This is a genomic window from Kineococcus vitellinus (genome assembly GCF_009906315.1).
Classification (GTDB): domain Bacteria; phylum Actinomycetota; class Actinomycetes; order Actinomycetales; family Kineococcaceae; genus Kineococcus; species Kineococcus vitellinus.
In genome coordinates, this window is the sequence record NZ_JAAALL010000037.1 from 1 (window position 1) to 22,764 (window position 22,764).

The window sequence follows — 22,764 nt, forward strand, 5'->3', positions numbered from 1 at the left end:
ACGCCGCCCCGCCACCGCCGGGGAGACCACCGCGGACAGCCCGTGGCCGGTGCGCCTGCTGGCGGCCAAGATGGACGCCTACATCGCGAGGATGCCGTGGACCTGGGTCGAGGGCCAGGTGGTGCAGGTCAACGACCGGCCCGGCTCCTCGGTCGTCTTCGTCACCCTGCGCGACGCCGACACCGACATGTCGATGCCCGTGACGATCGCCCGGCGGGTGCTCGGGCGGCTGCGCGAGGCGCTGCCGGACGGGCTGGCCCACGGCACCCGCGTCGTCGTGCACGCCCGGCCGGAGTTCTTCGCCAAGCGCGGCAGCCTCAGCCTCGCCGCCGACGACGTGCGCCCCGTCGGGGTCGGCGAGCTGCTGGCCCGGCTGGAGCACCTCAAGCGGCTGCTGGGCGCCGAGGGCCTCTTCGACGCCGGGCGCAAGCGGCCGCTGCCCTTCCTGCCGCGCGTGGTGGGCCTGGTCTGCGGGCGCGCCAGCGCCGCCGAGCGCGACGTCGTCGACAACGCCCGGCTGCGCTGGCCGGCCGTGCGCTTCGAGGTCCGCGAGGTCGCCGTGCAGGGCCCGCACGCCGTGACCGAGGTCAGCGCCGCCCTGGCCGAGCTGGACGCCGACGAGGCCGTGGAGGTCATCGTCGTCGCCCGCGGGGGCGGCAGCGTCGAGGACCTGCTGCCCTTCAGCAACGAGGCCCTCGTGCGCGCGGTCGCCGCCACCCGCACGCCCGTCGTCTCCGCCATCGGCCACGAGGTGGACGGCCCCCTGCTGGACCTGGTCGCCGACGTGCGCGCCTCCACCCCCACCGACGCCGCCCGCCTGGTCGTGCCCGACGTCGCCGAGGAGCTGGCGCAGCTGGAGCAGCTGCGCGAGCGCGCCCGCCGCGCCGTCGAGGGCCACCTGGAGCGCGAGCAGCGCGTCGTGGCCGCCCTGCGCAGCCGCCCGGTGCTGGCGGCCCCCGGCGTCCTCGTGGGCGCGCGGCGGGCGGAGGTCGGCGAGCTGCGCGAGCGTTCCCGGCGCGCCCTGTCCGCCGCGCTGCGGGGCGCGGCCGTCGAGGTGGACCACCTGCGCACGAGCGTGCGCGCCCTCTCGCCCCGCTCGACGCTGCTGCGCGGCTACGCCGTCGTGCAGGCCGTGGGCGGCGCGGGCGGTCAGCTCGCCGACGTCGTGCGCCGCCTGGAGGCCGGGGGCACCGGCCTGGAGGAGGCGCTGGCGCTGTGGGAGCGCGGCGAGGCCCTCGCGGACCGCTGCGAGCAGTGGCTGGACGGCGCCCGGGCCCGGCTGGGCGCGGCGCGCGCCGGCGCCGCGGGCGGCGGGGACGAGGAGGAGGCCGAGGAGGGCTGAGGAGGGCTGGGCGCCTCAGCCGGCCGCGGGGGCTCCCCAGGTGGAACCGGTCGCGGCCCAGCCGGCCTCGGTCGCGGTGACCAGCTCGGCGAGCACGTCGTAGCCGCTCTCCCCGGTGGCGACCACGGTCAGCCCCTCCTGGGTGCGCACGAGGCTGTGCCGGCCGCGGTCCTCCTGCAGGTAGCGCTCCCAGTCCCGGCCGCCGACGACCTGCCCGCCGTCGGCGTCGCCGCCGGCGGTCTGGGCCTTCAGCCACGCCGGCGTGGTGTCGCGGGCCACCTCGACGGCCACGTACTCGCCCTCGTCGGTGCGGTAGCCCACGTGCCAGGTGAGCACGGCGTCGGTGGAGCGGTTGACCTCCGCGGAGGTCGGCGTCCAGCCGTCCAGGCCGGTCGGCACCGGCGGGGTGAACGACAGCCGCGCGGCGGCGCCGGAGGCGGCGTTGGGCACGTCCGCCGGGGGCTGCTCGATGGCGTTGGGCCGCGGCAGCAGCCACACGACGACGGCCACGAGGGCGAGGATGACGGCCATCGAGATGACCATCGACTGCACGTTCCCGGCGTGCCGGGTGCGCGGGACGCCGCGCGGGTCCTCACCGGCGGCCGGGCTCGCAGGTGCGTCGGGCGAAGGACCGGTCGTGCTCACGCCCCCATGGTGACGGATAGCATCGGCGACCGACGACGCGCGTCGCCCGCAGGTCACCCCGGAGGTTGCCCATGTCCCAGTCCTCGTCCCTGGTGCCCCCGGCGCTCGCCGTCGCCGACGAGGCCCCCGACCGCAACCTGGCCATGGAGCTGGTCCGGGTCACCGAGGCCGCCGCGATGGCCGGGGGGCGCTGGGTCGGCCGCGGGGAGAAGAACAAGGCCGACGGCGCCGCCGTGAACGCCATGCGCAAGCTCATCGGCACGGTGAGCATGAACGGCACCGTCGTCATCGGCGAGGGCGAGAAGGACGACGCCCCGATGCTCTACAACGGCGAGCGCGTCGGCGACGGCACCGGCCCCGAGTGCGACGTGGCGGTCGACCCCATCGACGGCACCACCCTCACCGCCCGCGGCATGCCGAACGCGGTGGCCGTCCTGGCCGTCGCCGAGCGCGGCACCATGTACGACCCGAGCGCGGTCTTCTACATGGACAAGCTGGCCGTGGGCCCGGAGGCCGCCGACGTCGTCGACATCCGGCTGCCGGTGCGCGAGAACGTCCGCAAGCTGGCCAAGGCCAAGGGCCGCTCGGTGGAGGACGTGACGGTCTGCATCCTGGACCGCCCGCGCCACGCGCAGCTGGCGCAGGAGGTGCGCGAGGCCGGCGCCCGCATCAAGTTCATCACCGACGGCGACGTCGCCGGCGCGGTGATGGCCGCCCGCGAGGGCACCGGCGTGGACCTGCTGCTGGGCATCGGCGGCACGCCGGAGGGGATCATCACCGCCTGCGCCATGCACTGCATGGGCGGCGCCATCCAGGGCCGGCTGTGGCCGCGCGACGACGAGGAGAAGCAGAAGGCGCTCGACGCGGGCCACGACCTGGACGCCGTGCTCGACACCCAGACCCTCGTGGCCAGCGACAACGTCTACTTCGTCGTCACCGGCATCACCGAGGGCGAGCTGGTCTCCGGGGTGCGCTACCGCGGTGACACGATCACCACCTCCAGCATCGTCATGCGCTCCAAGTCGGGCACGATCCGCCGGGTGGAGAGCGAGCACAAGCTGTCCAAGCTCAAGGCCTACGCGGCGGTCGACTTCACGGGGCCGCGCTGATGGGCGACCCCCGCGCGCAGGACCGCGGGGGGCGCAGCCTCGTCATCGGCGAGGCCCTCGTCGACGTCGTCTCCACCGCCGGGTCGGAGCAGGCCGTCGAGCACCCGGGCGGCTCCCCGCTCAACGTGGCCTGCGGGCTGGGGCGCCTGGAGCACGACGTCGCGCTGCTGACGCGGGTGGGCGACGACGCGCACGGGCGGCTGCTGCGCGCGCACCTGGCGCAGGCCGGCGTGCGGCTGCTGCCGGGCGCGGTCGACGGCGACCCCACGTCGGTGGCCCGCGCGCTGCTGGACGCCGACGGCAAGGCGACCTACGAGTTCGACCTCGTGTGGCGGCTGCCGCGGGTGCAGGTGCCGGACGACGTCGACCTCGTGCACACCGGGTCGATCGGCGCGGCCGTCGCCCCGGGCGCCGACAGCGCGCTGGAGGTGCTGCGCGGGGTGCGGGGGCGGGTGACGACGAGCTACGACCCGAACGTGCGCACGGACTTCTTCGCCTCGCGCGAGGAGGCGCTGGCGCGGGTGGAGTCCTTCGTCGAGGCCGCCGACGTCGTCAAGGCCTCCGACGAGGACCTGGCCTGGCTGCTGCCCGGCGAGGACGCCGAGGCGGTCGCCCGGCGCTGGCAGGAGCGCGGTCCCGCGCTCGTCGTGGTGACCCGCGGCGGCGCGGGGGCCACCGCGGTCGCCGGGGCGGGCACGGTGCACGTGCCGGCGCCGCGCGTGGAGGTCGTCGACACCGTGGGCGCCGGGGACTCCTTCATGTCCGGCCTGCTGCACGCCCTGGCCGAGCACGACCTGCTCGGGGGCGCCGCGCTCCCGCGGCTGCGCCACCTGGGGCTGGGCACGCTGCAGGCGCTGGTGGGCACGGCCGTCGCCTCCGCCGCCGTCACCTGCTCGCGCGCCGGAGCCACCCCGCCCACGCGCGCGGAGCTGGCCGCCGCCCTCGCCGCAGCCCGCTGACCCCGCTGACACCGCTGCGGATCCCGCCCGTCACGCCGCCGCGCACCGCGGCGGCGCGGCGGGCGAGGTCGCCGCGCAGGGTCCCGGCCGCCCCGGCCACCGCCTCCGCCGCCCCGGCGACCGCGTCCGCGCCCCGGCCGAGGCGCTCGTGGCGGCGCAGCTCGTCGCGGTAGGTGCGCCGCAGCAGGGCCAGCCGGTCGGCGAGGCCGGGGACCAGCTCGCCCTCGGCGGGCGTCAGCACCAGCCGCACCGTGTGCCGCGTGGTGCGCTCCAGGCGCCGCTTGTAGTCCTCCTCGCCGCGCAGCAGGTCCAGCTCCCGGTAGCCCGAGAGCAGCGCGCGGCGGCGCACGCGCAGCAGCAGCAGCGTCCCGGGACCGGTGGCGGCGTAGCGGGCGCGGTAGGACTGCACGTACCCGTGCAGCGCGCGGGGCCCGGCCAGGCAGAGGGCGTAGGCGACGAGCTCGCCGTCCACCCGCAGCCCCGACAGCTGCACGACGCCGGCGGGCGCGGTGCGCAGCACCTCGGTCAGGGTCCGCCCGGACGCCCCGCGCCAGGGGTGGCGGCGGGTGCCGGCGCGCGGGTGGGCGGCGTCGACGTCGGCGAGCTCGGCGACGAGCTCCTCCAGGCGGTCCTCGGCGCTGTCCGGGTCGTCCTCGCGCAGCGCGGCCAGGTCGGCCAGCAGGTCGTCGACGACGACGAGCTCGCCGCGCTCGGCCAGCCGGCGCCACTGCCGGCGCTCCTCGTGGCGGGCGTGCCGGCCCAGCGCGGCGTCGTGGGCCTCGACGGTCCCCGGCAGCGGCACGGCGTGCACCGTCGCCTGCGGCAGCCGGCGCAGCGCGTAGCCGCGGGCGGCGGCCCACTCGGCCACGAGCAGCGGCAGCTCGCCCTCGGCCTGCACCTGCTCCAGGTCCAGCAGGGCCCCGGGCACCTCGCGCACGAGGCCGTCGAGGACGGCGGCCAGCAGGCGGGGCACCGGGACGCCGGCGCCCGGGTCGGCGAGGACGGCCGCGTAGTCGCTGCCGCCCGCCCCGAGGAAGGTGACGAGCGGGCGCGGACCGCCGAGGACGGCGAAGGCGCCGAAGGCCAGCAGCCTGCCGTCGCGGCGCACGCTGACCAGCAGCGGTTCACCGGCGCCGAGGTGGGCGTGGACGGCGCGCAGCCAGTCCGGGCCGGTGAAGGGGGGCTGACCGGCGCGGGCGGCGAGCACGCGCCACTCGGGCACGGGGGCCCCGGCCAGGCCGCGCCGGGCGCCGACCTGCAGCCCCTCGGCGGGGTCGCGCACGAGGACGGGAGCGCCCGAGCGGGTGGCCGGGACCGCGCCGACGGCGGGTGCGCCGCCCGTGACCGCACCGGCCAGCGCGTCGACCACGTGCACCCGCCCCCGTCCCGCCGCACCGCCCCCGTGGCGGACTCGTGGGCGTACGTTAACCGGGTCGCGGGCCCGCTCCGCGGAACCGCTCCACGCGTCGCTGGACTATCGCGCAGCGTGATCGGCCACTCACCCACAGCCCCCGCAGGCGGCTCCGGCGGTGATCTTCCACGGTGCACCGTGAAAGATCACCACCGGAGGGGCGGGGCCTCAGACGTGGGCGGGCGTCTGCGCGTTCTGGCTGCGGGCGCGCTCCAGGGAGCGCTTGCGCAGCACCTCGGCCTGCTGACCGATCTTGGCGGCCTTCTCCTCGTCGCGGGTGAGGTTGCGCCCGGAGACGGGGTCGAAGACGTGCATGCGCGTGGGCTGGAACCACAGCTGCGCGGTGTCGCCGTCGCGCACGGCGCTCATGGCGTCCAGCGTGACCACGAGCTGGCTGCGCATGCTCTCGCCGTCCAGCTCCCGGTCGAGCTCGGCCAGCTGCTCGCGCGTCTCGGCCGCGGCCTCGAAGGGCACGTAGGCGTACAGCTCGTTGCCCAGCCACTCGGTGACGTCGACCTGGGCCTGGAAGGTCACGGCGCCCGAGGGGGCGTCGGTGACCTCCGCGTCGTCGAAGTGCTCCGGGCGCACCCCGACGATGAGCAGCTTGCCGTCGTGCTCGGCGCCCACGGCCGCCGGCCGGGGCACCTCGCAGAAGGGCAGTTGGAGGCGGTCGCCGGCCACCCGCGCGGGCAGGAAGTTCATCGGCGGGGAGCCGATGAACCCGGCCACGAACAGGTTGACGGGCTGCTCGTACAGCTCGCGCGGGCTCGCGACCTGCTGCAGGACGCCCTTGCGCAGCACGGCCACCCGGTCGCCCAGCGTCATGGCCTCGGTCTGGTCGTGGGTGACGTAGAGCGTCGTGGTGCCCAGCGAGCGCTGCATGCGGGCGATCTCGGTGCGCATCTGCCCGCGCAGCTTGGCGTCCAGGTTGCTCAGCGGCTCGTCGAAGAGGAACGCCTTGGCGTCGCGGACGATGGCGCGCCCCATCGCGACGCGCTGGCGCTGGCCGCCGGACAGGTTCGCCGGCTTGCGGTCCAGGTGGTCGTTGAGCTCGAGCATGTCCGCCGCGCGCTGCACGCGCTCGCGGACCTCGCTCTCGGGCACCTTGGAGTGGTTCAGCCGCAGCGGGAAGGCGATGTTCTCCCCCACCGTCAGGTGCGGGTAGAGCGCGTAGTTCTGGAACACCATCGCCAGGTCCCGGTCGCGCGGTGCGAGGTCGTTGACGCGCTTGCCGTCGATGAGCAGGTCGCCGGAGGTGATGTCCTCCAGGCCGACGACCATGCGCAGCAGCGTCGACTTCCCGCATCCGGAGGGGCCGACGAGGATGACGAACTCGCCGTCGGCGATGTCCAGGCTCACGTCGTTGACGGCCGGGAAGCCGTCCCCGTACTTCTTGACGATGTTCTTCAGCTCGATGCGGGACATGCCATCAACCCTTCACGGCGCCGTTGGTGAGACCCGCGACGATCCGGCGCTGGAAGATCAGCGCCAGGGCGACGACGGGGATGGTGACGATGACGGCCGCCGCCGAGATGGCGCCGGTCGGCTGGACGAAGTAGCTGGACCCGGTGAAGCTCGACAGCGCCGCCGGCACCGGCTGCGCCCGGGAGGTCGAGGTCAGCGAGAGCCCGAAGACGAAGTCGTTCCAGGCGATGAAGAACGCGATGATCGCGGTGGTGAAGACCCCCGGCGCGGCCAGCGGGACGATGACCTTGCGGAAGGCCTGCCAGCTGGTGGCGCCGTCGACCTGGGCCGCCTGCTCCATGTCCCACGGGATGCCGCGGAAGAACGCCGACATCGTCCAGATGGAGATGGGCAGCGTCAGCGCCAGGTAGGGGATGATGAGGCCGGGGATCGTGTCGTAGAGGCCGACCTGGCGCCACAGGTTGAACAGCGGCGTCACCATCGTGATGACCGGGAAGACGGCCACGGCCAGCGCCGAGGTGAGCACCAGCCGCTTGCCGGGGAAGTCCAGGCGGGCGATCGCGTACGCCGCGAACATCGCCAGCACGACGGCGATGAGGGTGGCGATCAGGCAGGTGATGATCGAGTTGCGCAGCGCCGGCAGGAACAGGTCCGAGCCGTTGCCGGCGAAGATCTCGTCGTAGTTGGCCCAGGTCGCGTCGGAGGGGAAGAACTTCTTGTCCGACAGCGCCGCCTCGGACTTGAAGCTCATCGACACGATGTAGGCCACCGGGATGACGGCGTACAGGACGATGAGGAGAGCGCCGACGTACCAGGCGGTCTTCTCCTTGGTGGACATGGCACCCATCAGCCTTCTCCCCTCGCTCGGGCCAGGTCGACCTTGAACCCCTTGATCGCCACGAAGCAGATCAGCAGGACGCAGACGAACAGCAGGACCGACACCGCCGAGCCGAGACCGATCTCCAGGCGGCTGATGGTCTGGTTGTAGGCCACCGACGAGACCGTCTCCGTCCCGGCGGCGCCGTTGGTCATGATGTAGACGTTGTCGAAGATGCGGAACGCGTCGAGCGCGCGGAACAGCAGGGCCACCATGATGGAGGCCTTCATGTTCGGCAGCGTCACCCGCCACAGCCGCTCCCAGGCCGTCGCCCCGTCGACCTTCGCGGCCTCGGTCATGTCCGAGGGCACCTGCGCCAGGCCCGCCAGCAGCAGCAGCGAGATGAACGGGGTCGTCTTCCAGATCTCCGACAGGCAGATGACGGCCAGCGCCGTCCACTTGTTGGCGAACCAGTCGTAGTCCCCGAGCCCGAGCAGGGTGTTCATGAAGCCCGTCGTCAGGCCGAACGCGTACTGCCAGGCGTAGGCGGAGACGACGGTGATGATGGCGTAGGGCACCAGGATCGCCGTGCGGACGATGGGCCGCAGCCAGCCGAGCACCTTGTGCATCACCATCGCCAGCGCGAAGCCGATGACGAGCTCGACGGCGACGGTGACGACGGTGATGAGGGCGGTGTTGCCCAGCGCCCGCCACCACAGGGAGTCGGTGAGGATGACGCCGTAGTTCTTCAGCCCCACGAACTCGCGGTCGCCGGGGGCGGTGAGGCGGAAGCTGAACAGCGACTCGTAGAGCGCCTGCAGGATCGGGTACCCGGTGACCGCGACGAGGATGACGAACGCCGGCCCGGCCAGGTACCAGCCCAGCCGGGCCTCGGCGCGGGACTTGTCGCTCTTGCGCGCCCGCTTCGAGGCCGGCGAGGTGACGGCGACGTCGCCCGCCGTGCGCGTCTGCATGGTGCTCACAGCAGCTTCTCCCCTCGCAGCACCTGCTGGATGTACTCCTGCGCCGCCGTCGGCGTGTCCTCGCCCACCGAGGCGACGGGCTGCCACTGGTCGGCGATGCCCTGGCTGACCTCGTTGTAGTAGGCCGTCTGCGGCCGCGGCGCCGCCGCCTGCAGGGAGGTGCGGATCGTGTCGTACATCGGGTACGCCTCCTGCACCGCCGGGTCGTCGTAGACCGACTCGCGGGCGGCCGGGTTGCCGTCGGAGACCATGTACGCCGCCTGGTTCTCCGCCGAGACGATGCACCGCAGCGCCTCGAAGGCCGCCTCGCGGTTCTCGCTGAACGCGCCGACGCCGACGTCGATGCCGCCCAGCGGCGGTGCGGCGGGCTGGTCGGCGCTCATCGCGGGGTAGGTGGTCCAGCCGTAGTCGTCGAAGACGGCCTGGTCCATCGTGCCCTCTTCGGCGGCCGCCTTGCCCTGCGCGTAGACGAAGGGCCAGTTCACCATGAAGGCCGCCCCGCCCTGCTGGAACAGGTTGGCCGTGCCCGCCTCGTCGCGGTTGTCGATGCCGGGCCCGCCGACACCGGCCGCGGTGATGTCCTGCATGACCTTCGCGGCGGCCGCGCCGGCCTCGGTCTCCAGGCCCAGGCGGATGTCCGGCCCCTTGGCGTCGGGGTTCTCGATGACCTGCCCGCCCGCGGAGGCGATCATGGCGTTGACCCAGACCGTCATCGACTCCGCGCGCTGGCCCTGCACGCCGATGGCGGTGTCCTGCGACTGCGCCGCCTCGATCAGCTGCTCCCAGGTCACCGGCTTGCTCATGTCCAGCCCGGCGGCCTGCGCCACCGACTCGCGGTACCAGAGCAGCTGCGTGTTGGCCCAGAACGGGGCCGCGACCAGCTCGCCCTTCCAGCTGGCCCCCTGCACGGCGCCCTCGACCACGCCCTCGGACAGCTCCGCCTGCAGGTCGGCCGGGATGGGTGCGAGGAAACCCGCCTCGGCGGTCTCCGGCACGAACACCGGGTCCAGGCTCATGAGGTCGATCGAGGCGTCGTTGCCCGCCAGGCGCCGCATGAGCTGCTCGCGCTGGGCGGCCGCGTCGCTGGGCAGGATCGACACGTCGATCGTGTACGCACCGCCCGACGCCTCGCTGCAGGCCTGCGCGATGGTCTGCTGCCCCCCGTTGTCGGGGTTGATGTACCAGTTGAGCGTCGGGGTGCCCGACGCCGTGGACGAGCCTCCGCACGCCGTCAGGCCGCCGGCGAGCACGATGCCGACGCTCGCCGTGCAGACGCGGGTGCGCCATCTCCCTGCCACAGCCCCTCCTCGGACCTCGTCGTCGCCAGCGCGGTCCCCACCCGTGGTGGTCGCCGCGCGGTCGGCTGCTGTGCGCCATGCCTACACCTGCTCTCCACACCCCGCTACCCGTAGATCGTCACGGCGGCCGATCGTGAGCGGGCTGTGATCCACCCCGGCCCGGGCGGGTGCCGGGCGGGGCTCCGGCGGCGGCGCGCGCCCCCCGGACGAGGGTCCGCGCGCCCGGCGCCCGGCGGTTGGCAGGATGGGCCCATGGCCAGTGAAGCCCTCCGCAGCGCACCCGACCCCCGGCACAGCAGCGACGACGCCGGCGAGTACCGCATCGAGCACGACACCATGGGGGAGGTCAGGGTCCCCGCGGCCGCCAAGTGGCGCGCCCAGACGCAGCGGGCGGTGGAGAACTTCCCGCTGTCGGGCACCGGCCTCGAGCGCTCCCACGTCGAGGCGCTCGCCCGCATCAAGAAGGCCGCGGCGCTCGCCAACGCCGAGCTCGGCGTCCTGGAGCGCGACGTCGCGCAGGCGATCGCCGACGCCGCCGAGGAGGTGGCCACCGGCCGCTGGGACGCGGAGTTCCCCGTGGACGTCTTCCAGACCGGCTCGGGCACCAGCTCCAACATGAACGCCAACGAGGTCATCGCGACGCTGGCCACCGAGCGGCTCGGCGCGCCCGTGCACCCCAACGACCACGTCAACGCCTCGCAGTCCTCCAACGACGTCTTCCCGACCTCCGTGCACGTGGCGGCGACCTCGGCGACGGTGAACGAGCTCGTCCCGGCCCTGCAGCACCTCGCGGCGTCCCTGCGGCGCAAGGCCGCCGAGTTCGCCACCGTGGTGAAGTCCGGGCGCACCCACCTCATGGACGCCACCCCGGTGACGCTGGGCCAGGAGTTCGCCGGCTACGCCGCGCAGGTGGAGCGCGGGGTCGAGCGCGTGCAGGCCACCGTCGTGCGGGTCGCGGAGGTCCCGCTGGGCGGGACGGCCGTCGGCACCGGCATCAACACCCCGCCCGGCTTCCCGCAGCGCGTCATCGAGCTGCTGGCCGCCGACACCGGGCTGCCGCTGACCGAGGCCGTCGACCACTTCGAGGCGCAGGGCGCGCGCGACGCCCTCGTCGAGCTGTCCGGGGCGCTGCGCGTCGTCGCCGTCAGCGTCACCAAGATCTGCAACGACCTGCGCTGGATGGGCTCCGGCCCGCGCACGGGCCTGGGCGAGCTGCGGCTGCCCGACCTGCAGCCGGGGTCCTCGATCATGCCGGGCAAGGTGAACCCGGTCGTCCCGGAGGCCGCCCTCATGGTGTGCGCGCAGGTCGTCGGCAACGACGCGACCGTGGCCTGGGCGGGGGCCAGCGGCTCCTTCGAGCTCAACGTCCAGATCCCGGTCATGGCCCGCAACGTGCTGGAGTCGGTGCGCCTGCTCGGCAACGCGGCGCGGCTGCTGGCCGACCGCACCGTCGACGGCCTGGAGGCCGACGTCGAGCAGTGCCGCCGCTACGCGGAGTCCTCGCCCTCGATCGTCACCCCGCTCAACCGGGTCATCGGCTACGAGGCGGCCGCCAAGGTCGCCAAGCACGCCGTCGCCACCGGCTCCACGGTGCGCGAGGCCGTGCTGGCCCTCGGCTTCGTCGAGCGCGGCGAGGTCAGCGAGGAGCAGCTCGACGCGGCCCTGGACGTGCTGTCGATGACGGCGCCGAAGGGGGCCTGAGCACCCGCGCCGACGCGCAGGGGGCGGCGCCCGCCGCGAGACTGGGCGGGTGCTCCCCCAGCTGCTGCTCGTCCTGCTGGGCGCCCTCGCCCTGACGATCGTCTCCGTGCGCCGCGGCTGGCAGGCACCGCTGGTGCTGGCGGTCACCGGGGCGGCGGTCTCCTTCGTGCCCGGGCTGCCGCGCCTGGAGCTGGCGCCCGAGGTCATCCTCTCCGTCGTCCTGCCGCCGCTGCTCTTCTCCACCACCACGGACTTCTCCTGGCGCGGCTTCCTGCGCCGCTGGCGCTCGATCACCAACCTCGGCGTCCTGCTGGTCGTCGTCACGACGGCGGTCGCGGGGGCCGTGGCGGCCTGGGCCGTGCCGTGGCTGGGGCTGGGCACCGCCCTGGTCCTGGCCGCGGTCGTCTCCCCGCCCGACGCGGTGACGGCCGTGGCGATCGGCGGCCGCCTGGGCCTGCCCACCCGCGTGCTGACGACCCTCAAGGGCGAGAGCCTCGTCAACGACGCCGCGGCGCTGACGCTCTTCTCCACGGCCACGGCCGCGGTGGCCGGCACCGAGACCGTCATCGGGAACCCGGTGCTGTTCTTCCTCTTCGAGGCGGCCGGCGGCATCCTCGTGGGTGCCGTGCTGGGGCGCCTGGTGCACGCCGTGCGCACCCGGCTGCGCAACCCGGCGAACATGACGGCGCTGGCCGTCCTGACGCCCTTCACCGCCTACGCGGTGGCCGAGGCGCTGGAGACCTCCGGCGTGCTGGCCGTCGTGGCGGCCGGCTTCGCGCTCTCGCGGCGCGCGGTGCGCACCGTCTACGCCACCCGCATCGCCGAGCGGGAGGTGTGGGACCTGCTCGACGTGCTGCTGGAGGCGTTCGTCTTCGCCTACCTGGGCCTGCAGTTCCGCTTCCTGCTGGAGGACGCCCTCGAGGAGGGGACGAGCGGCGCCGGCCTGCTGGGCGCGGGGCTGGTCGTGCTGGCGGCGGTCGTGCTCGTGCGGGTGGCCTGGGTGGTGGGCGGCGGGGTGCTCATGCGCCGGGTGCTGCACGGGCGCTTCTCCCCCGGCGGGCGCCACTACAGCCCGCGCGAGGACCTCGTCATCGCCTGGACCGGCATGCGGGGGGTGGTCACGCTCGCGGCGGCGGCCGGCATCCCGGAGCGCACGGCCGCCGGCGAGCCGTTCCCGCACCGCGCCGACCTGCAGGTGCTGGCCTTCGGCGTGGCGGTGGGGACGCTGCTGCTGCAGGGCGCGACGCTGCCGGCGCTCATCCGCCGGCTGCGCCTGGAGGCGCCGGAGGAGGGCGAGTGGCTGGACGGGCAGCGCCGGCGGGCGCGGGAGCTGTCCTGGCGCACCGGCCGCACGGAGCTGACCAGGGCGCTGGAGGAGGCGGGCGACCCCGTCGAGCGGCACGTGGCGGAGCTGGTGCTGCAGCGCGCCGAGCAGCTGGCCGCGCTGCGCGAGGCCGACGACGCCGAGCAGGAGGGGGCCTCCGACGGCCGCCGGGCGGCGCGGGCGGGGGTCGACCTGCGGCGCAGGATGATCCGCGCGCAGCGGGAGGCGCTGGTGAGCGCGCAGGAGGACGGCGCGATCGCCGAGGAGGCGGTGCGCGAGTCGCTGGAGCAGCTGGACCTGGACGAGGCCTCGCTGTCGCACCGCAGCTCGCCGCGGTTGTGAGCCCGGCGGGTGCGGGCGGCGGGTGGCGGCCCCGGACGCGCCGAGGGCGCCGGCCCCGTGCGGGACCGGCGCCCTCGGCGCGTGCTCGGCGGGTCAGCGCGAGTAGTACTCGACGACCAGCTGCTCGTCGCAGGTCACGGGGATCTGCTCGCGGACCGGCAGGGCGTTCACCGTCGCGGTGAGGTCCTGGCGCTCCACGGACAGCCAGCCCGGGATCTCGTTGTCGCTCCAGCCGCCCTCGGCGGCCACGATGAACGGGGTCTTCGCCTTGCTGCGCGGGGCGATCTCGACCGTCTGGCCGGGCACGACGCGGTAGGACGGGCGGTCCACGCGGCGGCCGTCGACGACGATGTGGCGGTGCACGACCATCTGGCGGGCCTGGTAGATGGTGCGGGCGAAACCGGCGCGCCACACGACGGCGTCCAGGCGGGTCTCGAGCAGCTGGACCAGGTTCTGGCCCGTCTTGCCCGGCTTGCGCTTGGCGAGGTCGTACGCACGGCGCAGCTGGGTCTCGCTGACGTCGTACTGGAAGCGCAGGCGCTGCTTCTCGCGCAGCTGCGTGGCGTAGTCCGACGCCTTCTTCTGCTTGCGACCGTGCATGCCCGGCGGGTAGGGGCGACGGTCCATGTAGCGGGCGGCCTTCGGCGTGAGGGCCACCCCGAGCGCGCGGCTGATGCGCACCTTGGGTCGGGCGTTGTTCATTCTCTCTCCTGATCGTAAGGTGAGCCTGTCCTCAGTCGAGAGGTGCTCGACATCGGCTTCCGCCGACAGGACAGGACGATCGCGCTCCGAGGAGGCACTGTGACCCGGTGGACCACGGCACCGAAGGGTTCGGAGCGCACCGCTCTCCACTCTACGGGCTCCGCGGGGGTGCCCCCGACCGCGGCCACCTCCCAGCCGGCGCCCGGGGCCGTCCCCGCACCGGCCGCCCCGCTCGCGCCGGCGCGGCCGACGCCCGCGCAGTGGGCGCGCACGCTGGCCGTGGGCACCGTGGCCGGCACGCTGCACCTGCCGCCCGCCGCCGGTGCCTGCCCGCACCGCGCGAGCGCGGACCCGGGTGCACCCGCCGGCGAAGGGGCCCGCGCGGGGCGGCGCACCGAGGCGCACCCCGTGCAGCACCTCACCGACGCCTGGGGCGGTCTGCTGCTGCTGGTGGACGAGGGCGGCGCGCTGCAGCGGCGGCTGGCGGAGGTGGACGCGGGAGACCGCTGGGACCGGGTGCCCGCCGTCCTGGACGTCCTCGACGTGCCGCCGGGGCAGGCGGCGCTGCCGAGGGCGCGGCTGGGCGTCACCGGCTGGGTCGAGCCCGTCGGCGCGGGCGACCAGCGCCGCCTGGCCGCCACGGCCGCCGCCGTGCGGCCGCTGGGCGCGCTGCTCGACGTGGGCACCACCCGGCGGCTGTGGCGCCTGGAGGTCGCCGACGTGCGGGTGACGACGGCCACCGGCGTGCACCTGCTGGAGGACGAGGAGTTCACCGCCGCGGCCCCGGACCCGCTCTACGACGACGAGGACGGCATCGTCGCGCACGTCGAGGCCGTGCACCGCGACGCGCTCGTCGGCTGGGTGCTGGCCACCCTGCCGCCGGAGCGGGCGAGCGCGGCCCGCGAGGTCGCCGTGGTGGGCGTGGACCGCTTCGGCATGGACGTCCTGGTCACCGTCGGCTCCTCGACGACGCTGCTGCGCGCCGCGTTCGCCGAGCCCGTGCGCCACGAGCACGAGCTGCCGCACGCGCTGTGCCGGCTCTTCGCCTGCCCGTGCGGGGGGTCCGGGCCGCGCTCGGCCCCGCACGGCTGACCGCGCCCGCTCCCCCGCGGGGTCGGCGCGCGGGGGCGGAGCGGGGGCGGCGGCTCAGCGCCGCTCGCGGCTCAGTACCAGTTGCTGGCCCTCGAGTGCGACCAGGCGCTGCACGGGGTGCCGTAGCGGCTGTCGATGTAGCCCAGGCCCCAGGCGATCTGGGTGGCCGGGTTGGTCTCCCAGTCGGCGCCGGCGGAGGCCATCTTGCTGCCGGGCAGGGCCTGCGGGATGCCGTACGCGCTGGAGGTGGGGTTGTCCGCGGCGTAGTCCCAGCCGCTCTCCTTGGTCCACAGCGAGTCCAGGCAGGAGAACTGCTCCTCGCCCCAGCCCCGCTCGGCGGCCATGGCGCGCGCGAGCGAGCGCGGGTCGCGCTGGGCGCTGCGGGTGGCCTCCTCGGCGGCCAGCCGGCGGGCCTCCTCCGCCAGCCGGGCGGCCTCGGCGGCGGCGGCCGCCTCGGCGGCCAGCCGCTCGGCCTCGATGCGGGCGTCGCTGGCGGCGCGCACCTCGCGGTGCTCGAACCAGGCGGCGGAGGTGGTGGTCTGCCGCTGCAGCTGCGCGGCCTGCAGGAGGCGGTCCGGGACGGCGGCCTCGGCCTGCGGCGCCGGGCCGGAGGTGAGCGCGGCGCCGGCCAGGACCGACGCGCTGACGGCGACGACGCCGGGGGCGGCGATCCACGACCAGCGGCGTCGGCGGCTGTGCGCGCGCAGCTCGCGGCGCGGCGCCGGGGCGGCGCCGGCCCGGGTGGTGGTCCCGGTGGTGGTCTCGGGGGTGCGGGTCTGCTCGTCCGTGAGCTCGCTGGGGCGGGGGATCGGCAAGCCGGGCCTTCCGACGATCGTCCGGCCCACGCCCGGTCGAGCACGTCCACCTCGCGGACGGGTCGTCACCCTCCCTGGTGAGGAGGTGACCGCGGGACCCGGTCGACCGGTGCGCGCCGCGCGAGCGGCCCGCCGGTCGACGTCGCCGGCGTCCGCGGCGGTGCGTCCCGCCCGCGGTCGTCGACGGCCTCGAAGTGCTGTCAGCCGGGCACGCTGCCCCGCGAACGGGGGGCAAGGCAAACGCCGAGGGCCGTGATCGTCACGGAGAGGTCACGGGCGAGCGACGTTCTGTCGACTTTTGTGGAACATCTCACACCGGATCCAGCGATCGGGGTGGTTTGACGCCGAACCGCGGCCGCCGGTTCCCGGTGCGGGCGCACCACCCGCACCGGGAACCACCTGCCCCACCCGTCACAGGGGGGCGGTGCCTCAGGCCCCGAAGTCGGCCAGCAGCTCGGTGACCAGCGCCGCCACCGGCGAGCGCTCGGAGCGGGTGAGCGTCACGTGCGCGAACAGCGGGTGCCCCTTGAGCGCCTCGACGACCGCGGCGACGCCGTCGTGGCGGCCCACCCGCAGGTTGTCGCGCTGGGCGACGTCGTGGGTGAGCACCACCTTGGAGCCCTGCCCGATGCGCGAGAGCACCGTCAGCAGCACGTTGCGCTCCAGCGACTGCGCCTCGTCGACGACGACGTAGGAGTCGTGCAGCGAGCGGCCGCGGATGTGCGTCAGCGGCAGCACCTCCAGCATGCCGCGGTCGACGACCTCCTCCAGCACGTGCGGGGAGACCAGCGCCTCCAGCGTGTCGAAGACCGCCTGCCCCCAGGGGCCCATCTTCTCCGCCTCGCTGCCCGGCAGGTACCCCAGCTCCTGCCCGCCGACGGCGTACAGCGGGCGGAAGACGACGACCTTGCGGTGCTCGCGGCGCTCCATCACCGCCTCCAGCCCGGCGGCCAGCGCGAGCGCGGACTTGCCCGTGCCGGCCCGCCCGCCCAGGGAGACGATGCTCACCGACGCGTCCAGCAGGGCGTCGAGGGCGATGCGCTGCTCGGCCGAGCGCCCGCGCACCCCGAACGCCTCGCGGTCCCCGCGCACCAGGCGCAGCTGCTTGTCGGCGTCCACCCGCCCCAGCGCGTGCCCGCGCGGGGAGGAGAGCACGACACCCGTGTTGGTCGGCAGCTCGCGCGCCTCCTCGTGCTCCAGCCGCCCGCCCTCGTACAGCGACGCGACCTCCTCGGCCGTCGCGGTCAGCTCCGCCACGCCCGTCCAGCCGGAGTCCGGGGCCAGCTCGGCGCGGTACTCGTCGGCGGTCAGGCCCACGGCCGACGCCTTCACCCGCAGCGGCACGTCCTTGGAGACGACCGTGACGTCGTGCCCCTCGTCGGCGAGGTTGCGGGCGACGGCGAGGATGCGGGTGTCCCCCGCCGTCGCCAGCGCGCCGTTGCGCAGCGCGGAGGGCAGCGAGGCCACGTCGGAGTGGTTCAGCTCCACGCGCAGGGTGCCGCCGGCGGCGCCGACGGGGATCGGCTCGTCGAGGCGGCCGTGCTCGACGCGCAGGTCGTCCAGGCGCCGCAGCGCCTCCCGGGCGAAGTAGCCCAGCTCCGGGTGGTGGCGCTTGCCCTCCAGCTCGCTGACCACCACGAGCGGCAGGACGACGTCGTGCTCGGCGAAGCGCCCCAGCGCGGCCGGGTCGGACAGCAGCACGGAGGTGTCCAGGACGAACGTCCTGCGCGCGGGGTCCGGGCGGCGGGAGCCGGCCGCCGCGGCGCTCGCGGTGGTCGGGGTGTTCGGCACGGCGGGGCTGGAGCTGGTGACCACGGACGTCTCCCGTTCCGGGTGCCCGGTGCGCGTCCGCGCCCGGGCCCCCCTCAGCAGCGGCGGACCGGGACCTCAGGCTCCGTGCGGGAGACCCGGGGCCGGGCCTCCCCGCTGCGCTGGACAGCTCGCACGGCGACCTCCCGAGCGGGCGGCGGGCGCCACCCGGCGAGGCCGACGCTATCCGTCCCGGGGCCGCGCACCGGGCGCGGACACGCCCGTCCGGGTGAGCGTCCGGTGACCTCCCGGTGACGTCCGGGGGTGCCGCGGGAGGGGCGGGTGCGCTCAGGCGCCGTAGCGGCGCTCGCGGGCGGCGTAGGAGCGCAGCGCGCGCAGGAAGTCGACCTTGCGGAAGTCCGGCCACAGGACCTCGCAGAAGTACAGCTCGGTGTGCGCGCTCTGCCACAGCAGGAAGCCCGACAGCCGCTGCTCGCCGGAGGTGCGGATCACCAGGTCCGGGTCCGGCTGGCCCTTGGTGTAGAGGTGCGCGGCGATGTGGTCGACGGTGAGCACGTCGGCCAGCTGCTCGATGGGCGTGCCCTGCGCGGCGTGCTCGCGCAGCAGCGAGCGGACCGCGTCGGCGATCTCCTGGCGCCCGCCGTAGCCGATGGCGACGTTGACCACGCCGCCGCCGATGTCGGCGGTCTCGCGCGCCAGGTCCCGCAGCCGCTGCGCCGTCGCCGGGGGCAGCAGGTCCAGCGCCCCCACCGGGTGCACCCGCCAGCGGCGGGCCGCGGCGAGGCGGGCCACGCAGTCCTCGACGATGCCGATGAGCGGGGCCAGCTCCGACTGCGGCCGGTGCAGGTTGTCGGTGGAGAGCAGGTAGAGGGTGACGACCTCGATGCCCTCGTCGTCGCACCAGCGCATGAACTCGACGACCTTGTCCGCGCCGGCGCGGTGCCCGTGCGAGCTGGGGGCGCCGAACGCCTTGGCCCAGCGGCGGTTGCCGTCGAGGATGATGCCCACGTGGCGCGGCAGGACGTCCGGGTCCAGCGACCGTTCCAGCCGCCGCCCGTACGCGCTGTAGAGGAGATCGCGGAGGCCCATCGGCGCTCACGGTATACCTCGCCGCCGACCCGCGCAGGACCTGCACGCCACCCGCACGGGCGAGCGGTCCTTGACCGGTTGCGCGCGCGACCATACTGTCGCGGCACGGTGACGACGACGTCACCGGCGGGCAGCCGCGACGTCGCGGCCCGTCGCAACGGAGAGCACAGTGCAGCGCACCACCACGTCCCGTCGTTCGATCCTCAGCCTCGCCCTGGCGGCACCCCTGGTCCCGGCGCTCGCCGCGTGCGGCGGCTCGTCCGGGCCCGGGCAGGCCGCCGAGGGCGGCGCCAGCATCTGGATCCTCACCGGCCAGCCCGCCGAGGGGATCCGCACCGACTCCATCGAGGCGTTCAACGAGGCCAACCCGGACAGCGAGCTGGCCGTGTCCTCGTTCCAGAACGACGCCTTCAAGGCCAAGATCAAGACCGCCATCGGCGCCGGCGAGGCCCCGACGATCATCTGGACCTGGGGCGGCGGCGGCCTGCGCAACTACGTGGAGAACGGCCAGGTCGAGGACCTCACGTCCTTCTTCGAGGAGACCCCGGAGCTGAAGGACCAGCTCTTCGAGAGCGCCTTCGGCGCCGCCACCGTCGACGGCAAGGTCTACGCCGTGCCGTGCGAGGACGTCTCGCCGATCGTCCTCTTCTACAACAAGCGCCTCTTCGAGAAGGTCGGTGCGCAGCCCCCCACCACCTGGGGGGAGGTCATGGAGCTGGTGCCGGTGTTCAACGCGGCCGGCATCGCCCCCTTCTCGCTGGGCGGGCAGTCGCGCTGGACGAACATGATGTGGCTGGAGTTCCTCTACGACCGCATCGGCGGCCCCGAGGTCTTCCAGGCCGTCTTCGACGGCGAGCCGAACGCCTGGTCGCACCCCGCCTCGATCGACGCGCTCACCAGGCTGCAGGACCTCGTGCGCGCCGACGGCTTCATCAAGGGCTTCGCCTCCATCACCGCGGACTCCAACGCCGACCAGGCGCTGCTGTACACCGACAAGGCCGCGATGATGGTCCACGGCACCTGGACGTACGGGAGCATGAAGTCCGACGGCGGCGACTTCGTCACCGGCGGGCACCTGGGGTGGATGAACTTCCCGCCCGTCGAGGGCGGCGCGGGCGACCCGAGCAACACCGTCGGCAACCCCTCGGCCTACTACGCGCTGTCCTCCAAGGCCACCGAGGAGGAGAAGACGGCCGCCAAGAAGTACTTCGCCGAGGGCCTGAACACCGACGAGACGACGAAGGCGTGGATCTCGGTGGGCTCGGTGCCGATCGTCAAGGGCTCCGACAGCCAGTTCTCCTCCTCCGAGGACGCCGAGTGGCTGCAGTTCGTCTACGACGTCTCCAGCGGGGCGGCCACCTTCACGCAGTCCTGGGACCAGGCGCTGTCGCCGACGGCGGCCGAGGCGCTGCTGGACAACATCGAGAAGCTCTTCGGCCTCTCGATCACGCCGCAGCAGTTCGCCGACGCCATGAACGCGGTCATCGGCTCCTGAGCCGCGCGGTACCCGGGGCGGGCGGGGCGCCCCGGGCACCGCGGGCGCGCCGCGCGCCCCGCCGCAGCGGCTACCGTGCGGGCATGGCCGACCTGCCCACCGACGCCGCCGCCGCCCTGGCCGCGGTGAAGCCGAAGCTGCGCGGCTGGCTGCACGCCGGCACCTTCCCGGCGGCGCTCGTGGCCGGCACGGCGCTGGTGTGCCTGGCCCCGACGGCGGCCTCGCGCACGGCCGCCCTCGTCTTCGCCGTGACGGCGGTGCTGCTGTTCGGCACGAGCGCGCTCTACCACCGGGGCACCTGGTCGCCGCGGGCGAACGCGGTGCTGCGCCGGCTGGACCACAGCAACATCTTCCTCATCATCGCGGGCACCTACACGCCGCTGGCGGTGACGACCCTGCCGGCGGGCCAGGCCCGCACCCTGCTGACCCTCGTGTGGGTCGGCGCGCTGGCCGGGGTGGCCTTCCGGGTGTTCTGGGTCGGCGCCCCCCGCTGGCTCTACACGCCCGTGTACGTGGCCCTGGGCTGGGTGGCCGTGGGCTACCTGCGCGACTTCGCGGCCGGCGGCGGCACCGCCGTGGCGGTGCTCGTCGTCGTCGGCGGCGTCCTGTACTCCCTGGGCGCCATCGCCTACGGCACCAAGCGGCCCGACCCCAGCCCGCGCTGGTTCGGCTTCCACGAGGTCTTCCACGCCTTCACGGTCGTCGGCTTCGCCGCGCACTACGTGGGGATCTCGCTGGCGACGTACGGGACCGCCTGAGCTCAGCCGCGCGCGCCGACCGCCGCGGCGAGGTCCCGCACCGACGTCGTGGGCAGCTCGCACACCTGGCCGCGGCACACGTGCGCCGCCGCCCGGCCGCCCACCAGACCGCGCTGCGCCAGCAGCGGCGGCTCCTCCTCGCCCGGCACGCCCCGCACCACGACCAGGCCCGGGGCGGTGCCGGCCAGCGCCGTGCGGTGCAGCGCCGCCGCTCCCGCGTCGCCGGCGGGACCCACGACGGCCACCTCGCGCGGGCCGTCGGCCAGGGCCTCGGCGACCGCGAGGCCCCAGCCGGCGAAGCGCGGGGCCTGCGCGGCGATCGCGCCGCAGGGCCCCAGGCCCGTGACGGCCGCGTCGCGGAAGCGCGCCTCGCCGGTGAGCGCACCGAGGGCCAGCAGCACCCCGCACGCCGCCGAGGGCCCGGACGGCGTCGCACCGTCGGAGGGGTCCGCGGGCCGGCCGGCCCCGCCGCGGGCGGCGCTGAGGGCCTCGTCGACGGCACCGGAGGCGACGTCGACGAGGCGGCCGTCGGCGTCGGTGAACTCGGCGAGCACCTCCTCGCCGACCTCGCGGGCCAGCTCGAACCAGCGCCGCTCGCCCGTGGCCGCGTGCAGGGCCAGCAGCCCCTCGGCCAGGTCGGCCAGGTCCTCCAGCGTCGCCGCCGGCGCGCCGACGACCCCGTCGCGCGAGACCCGGCGCCAGCGGCCGTCCACGCGGTGCGCCGAGACCAGGAAGCGCGCGGCCCCGGTCGCCGCCAGCAGCAGGTCGGGGCGCTCCAGCAGGGCACCGGCCTCGGCGAGCGCCGCGATCGCCAGGCCGTTCCAGGCGAGCACGACCTTGTCGTCGCGCGCCGGCTGCGGGCGGTCGGCGCGGGCGGCGGCCAGCCGCTCGCGCACGCGCAGCCAGCGCGGCACCTCCGCCGCCGCCAGCGCCCGCGTCATGCGCGCCGTGGAGGTGCCGTGCTCGAAGGTGCCCGCCTCGGTGACGCCGAGCAGCTCCACGGCCCACGGCCCGTCGTCCAGGCCCAGCAGCTCCAGCAGCTGCGCGGGCGTCCACACGTAGGTGGCCCCCTCGGCCGCGTGCGGGCGCCCGTCGGCGCCGACGACGACGGTGTCGGCGTCCAGGGAGGCGGCGAAGGCGCCCTGCGGGGTGCGCAGGTCGGCCAGCAGGAAGTCGCAGGTCTGCTCGGCCACCCGCCGGTGCTCGGCGTCGCCGGTGGCGCGGTGGGAGTGCAGGTACGTCCTGGCCAGCAGCGCGTTGTCGTAGAGCATCTTCTCGAAGTGCGGCACCACCCAGCCGGCGTCGACGGCGTAGCGGGCGAAGCCGCCGCCGACCTGGTCGGCGGTCCCGCTGCGCGCCATCGCCGTGAGCGTGCGCGCGGCCAGGCCCGCGGCGGGGGCGGAACCGGTGCGCGCCGCGTGCCGCAGCAGGAATTCGCACACCATCGACGGCGGGAACTTCGGGGCACCGCCGAAGCCGCCGTGCACGCGGTCCTCCTCGGCGGCCAGCGCCTGCACGGCCCGCTCCAGCTCGGCCGGGCCGGGTGCGCTGCCGGCGGGGGCGGCGGCCTCGCCGAGGGCGCGGGCGATGCGGGCGCTGGAGCCCAGCACCTCCCCGCGGCGCTCGCGCCAGGCCTCGCCGACGGCGGCCAGCACCTGCCGGAAGCTCGGCACCTGCGGGTGCGGGG

19 protein-coding genes are annotated in these 22,764 nt (G+C 75.2%); 8 read left to right on the top strand and 11 right to left on the bottom strand.

All coding sequences use genetic code 11. The features are described from left to right. Positions 1–1,342, top strand: a 1,342-nt coding sequence (xseA, locus tag GTQ99_RS05430; RefSeq protein WP_240896824.1) for an exodeoxyribonuclease VII large subunit, incomplete at its 5' end; no start/stop codon positions are given. Positions 1,343–1,357: 15 nt separating this feature from the next. On the opposite strand, the gene GTQ99_RS05435 is transcribed toward xseA, so the two are convergent. Next, positions 1,358–1,987 (bottom strand): DUF4245 family protein, encoded by a 630-nt coding sequence (locus tag GTQ99_RS05435; RefSeq protein ID WP_166614726.1) that lies wholly within the window; start codon positions 1,985–1,987, stop codon positions 1,358–1,360. 71 nt (positions 1,988–2,058) lie between these two features. On the opposite strand from GTQ99_RS05435, the gene glpX reads away from it, so the two are divergent. Both glpX and GTQ99_RS05445 read left to right on the top strand, forming a co-directional pair. Next, positions 2,059–3,096 carry a class II fructose-bisphosphatase gene (gene glpX, locus GTQ99_RS05440; protein WP_166614727.1) on the top strand — a complete coding sequence of 346 codons (1,038 nt, stop codon included), beginning with the start codon at positions 2,059–2,061 and terminating at the stop codon, positions 3,094–3,096. Then, entirely contained in the window at positions 3,096–4,055 is a 960-nt protein-coding gene (locus tag GTQ99_RS05445) for a carbohydrate kinase family protein (protein WP_166614728.1), read from the top strand. The genes glpX and GTQ99_RS05445 overlap by 1 nt, the downstream gene beginning before the upstream one ends. On the opposite strand, the gene GTQ99_RS26655 is transcribed toward GTQ99_RS05445, so the two are convergent. From GTQ99_RS26655 to GTQ99_RS05470, 5 genes are all read right to left on the bottom strand, one after another. Next, positions 3,982–5,430 carry a GNAT family N-acetyltransferase gene (locus GTQ99_RS26655; RefSeq protein ID WP_166614729.1) on the bottom strand — a complete coding sequence of 483 codons (1,449 nt, stop codon included), beginning with the start codon at positions 5,428–5,430 and terminating at the stop codon, positions 3,982–3,984. The two genes, GTQ99_RS05445 and GTQ99_RS26655, sit on opposite strands and share 74 nt — an antisense overlap. 204 nt (positions 5,431–5,634) lie before the next feature. Then, positions 5,635–6,891: an ABC transporter ATP-binding protein gene (locus tag GTQ99_RS05455; protein WP_166614730.1), complete on the bottom strand. Its 1,257-nt coding sequence runs from the start codon at positions 6,889–6,891 to the stop codon at positions 5,635–5,637. A gap of 4 nt (positions 6,892–6,895) precedes the next feature. Then, on the bottom strand, positions 6,896–7,729 hold the full coding sequence (locus GTQ99_RS05460; protein WP_166614742.1) for a carbohydrate ABC transporter permease: 834 nt from the start codon (positions 7,727–7,729) through the stop codon (positions 6,896–6,898). A gap of 8 nt (positions 7,730–7,737) precedes the next feature. After that, on the bottom strand, positions 7,738–8,682 hold the full coding sequence (locus GTQ99_RS05465) for a carbohydrate ABC transporter permease (RefSeq protein ID WP_166614743.1): 945 nt from the start codon (positions 8,680–8,682) through the stop codon (positions 7,738–7,740). Between the two features lie 5 nt (positions 8,683–8,687). Then, on the bottom strand, positions 8,688–9,989 hold the full coding sequence (locus GTQ99_RS05470) for an extracellular solute-binding protein (protein WP_166614731.1): 1,302 nt from the start codon (positions 9,987–9,989) through the stop codon (positions 8,688–8,690). A 252-nt stretch (positions 9,990–10,241) separates the two neighbouring features. On the opposite strand from GTQ99_RS05470, the gene GTQ99_RS05475 reads away from it, so the two are divergent. Both GTQ99_RS05475 and GTQ99_RS05480 read left to right on the top strand, forming a co-directional pair. After that, a complete protein-coding gene (locus GTQ99_RS05475; RefSeq protein ID WP_166614732.1) occupies positions 10,242–11,690 on the top strand; it encodes a class II fumarate hydratase in 1,449 nt (482 codons plus the stop codon). Between the two features lie 49 nt (positions 11,691–11,739). Next, positions 11,740–13,356 carry a Na+/H+ antiporter gene (locus GTQ99_RS05480; RefSeq protein WP_166614733.1) on the top strand — a complete coding sequence of 539 codons (1,617 nt, stop codon included), beginning with the start codon at positions 11,740–11,742 and terminating at the stop codon, positions 13,354–13,356. Between the two features lie 93 nt (positions 13,357–13,449). Here the strand turns inward: GTQ99_RS05480 and rpsD are convergent, their stop codons facing one another. Further along, positions 13,450–14,058 carry a 30S ribosomal protein S4 gene (rpsD, locus tag GTQ99_RS05485; protein ID WP_166614734.1) on the bottom strand — a complete coding sequence of 203 codons (609 nt, stop codon included), beginning with the start codon at positions 14,056–14,058 and terminating at the stop codon, positions 13,450–13,452. 168 nt (positions 14,059–14,226) lie between these two features. Here rpsD and GTQ99_RS05490 point away from each other — a divergent pair, with 168 nt between their 5' ends. Further along, positions 14,227–15,150 (top strand): DUF2470 domain-containing protein, encoded by a 924-nt coding sequence (locus GTQ99_RS05490; protein ID WP_166614735.1) that lies wholly within the window; start codon positions 14,227–14,229, stop codon positions 15,148–15,150. A 71-nt stretch (positions 15,151–15,221) separates the two neighbouring features. On the opposite strand, the gene GTQ99_RS24280 is transcribed toward GTQ99_RS05490, so the two are convergent. The 3 genes from GTQ99_RS24280 to GTQ99_RS05505 all read right to left on the bottom strand — a co-directional run bounded on the left by GTQ99_RS24280 (position 15,222) and on the right by GTQ99_RS05505 (position 18,824). Beyond that, positions 15,222–15,965, bottom strand: coding sequence for an aggregation-promoting factor C-terminal-like domain-containing protein (locus tag GTQ99_RS24280; protein ID WP_205706842.1), 744 nt, complete (start codon positions 15,963–15,965; stop codon positions 15,222–15,224). Positions 15,966–16,394: 429 nt separating this feature from the next. Further along, positions 16,395–17,756 (bottom strand): PhoH family protein, encoded by a 1,362-nt coding sequence (locus GTQ99_RS05500; protein WP_420814514.1) that lies wholly within the window; start codon positions 17,754–17,756, stop codon positions 16,395–16,397. A 306-nt stretch (positions 17,757–18,062) separates the two neighbouring features. Then, positions 18,063–18,824: an isoprenyl transferase gene (locus GTQ99_RS05505; protein WP_166614737.1), complete on the bottom strand. Its 762-nt coding sequence runs from the start codon at positions 18,822–18,824 to the stop codon at positions 18,063–18,065. Positions 18,825–18,993: 169 nt separating this feature from the next. Here GTQ99_RS05505 and GTQ99_RS05510 point away from each other — a divergent pair, with 169 nt between their 5' ends. Next, positions 18,994–20,319 (top strand): extracellular solute-binding protein, encoded by a 1,326-nt coding sequence (locus GTQ99_RS05510; protein WP_166614738.1) that lies wholly within the window; start codon positions 18,994–18,996, stop codon positions 20,317–20,319. 83 nt (positions 20,320–20,402) lie between these two features. Continuing rightward, the gene (trhA, locus tag GTQ99_RS05515; RefSeq protein WP_166614739.1) at positions 20,403–21,077 is read left to right on the top strand and encodes a PAQR family membrane homeostasis protein TrhA; all 675 of its coding nucleotides are present in this window, start codon (positions 20,403–20,405) and stop codon (positions 21,075–21,077) included. Between the two features lie 2 nt (positions 21,078–21,079). Here the strand turns inward: trhA and GTQ99_RS05520 are convergent. Beyond that, positions 21,080–22,764, bottom strand: a 1,685-nt coding sequence (locus tag GTQ99_RS05520) for a thioredoxin domain-containing protein (protein ID WP_166614740.1), incomplete at its 5' end; no start/stop codon positions are given.

Excerpts from the sequence above, each read along its gene's own strand:
- glpX (WP_166614727.1), top strand. The coding sequence starts at position 2,059 with ATGTCCCAGTCCTCGTCCCTGGTGCCCCCGGCGCTCGCCGTCGCCGAC.
- GTQ99_RS05445 (WP_166614728.1), top strand. The coding sequence starts at position 3,096 with ATGGGCGACCCCCGCGCGCAGGACCGCGGGGGGCGCAGCCTCGTCATC.
- GTQ99_RS05455 (WP_166614730.1), bottom strand. The coding sequence starts at position 6,891 with ATGTCCCGCATCGAGCTGAAGAACATCGTCAAGAAGTACGGGGACGGC.
- GTQ99_RS05460 (WP_166614742.1), bottom strand. The coding sequence starts at position 7,729 with ATGTCCACCAAGGAGAAGACCGCCTGGTACGTCGGCGCTCTCCTCATC.
- GTQ99_RS05465 (WP_166614743.1), bottom strand. The coding sequence starts at position 8,682 with ATGCAGACGCGCACGGCGGGCGACGTCGCCGTCACCTCGCCGGCCTCG.
- GTQ99_RS05475 (WP_166614732.1), top strand. The coding sequence starts at position 10,242 with ATGGCCAGTGAAGCCCTCCGCAGCGCACCCGACCCCCGGCACAGCAGC.
- rpsD (WP_166614734.1), bottom strand. The coding sequence starts at position 14,058 with ATGAACAACGCCCGACCCAAGGTGCGCATCAGCCGCGCGCTCGGGGTG.
- GTQ99_RS05505 (WP_166614737.1), bottom strand. The coding sequence starts at position 18,824 with ATGGGCCTCCGCGATCTCCTCTACAGCGCGTACGGGCGGCGGCTGGAA.
- trhA (WP_166614739.1), top strand. The coding sequence starts at position 20,403 with ATGGCCGACCTGCCCACCGACGCCGCCGCCGCCCTGGCCGCGGTGAAG.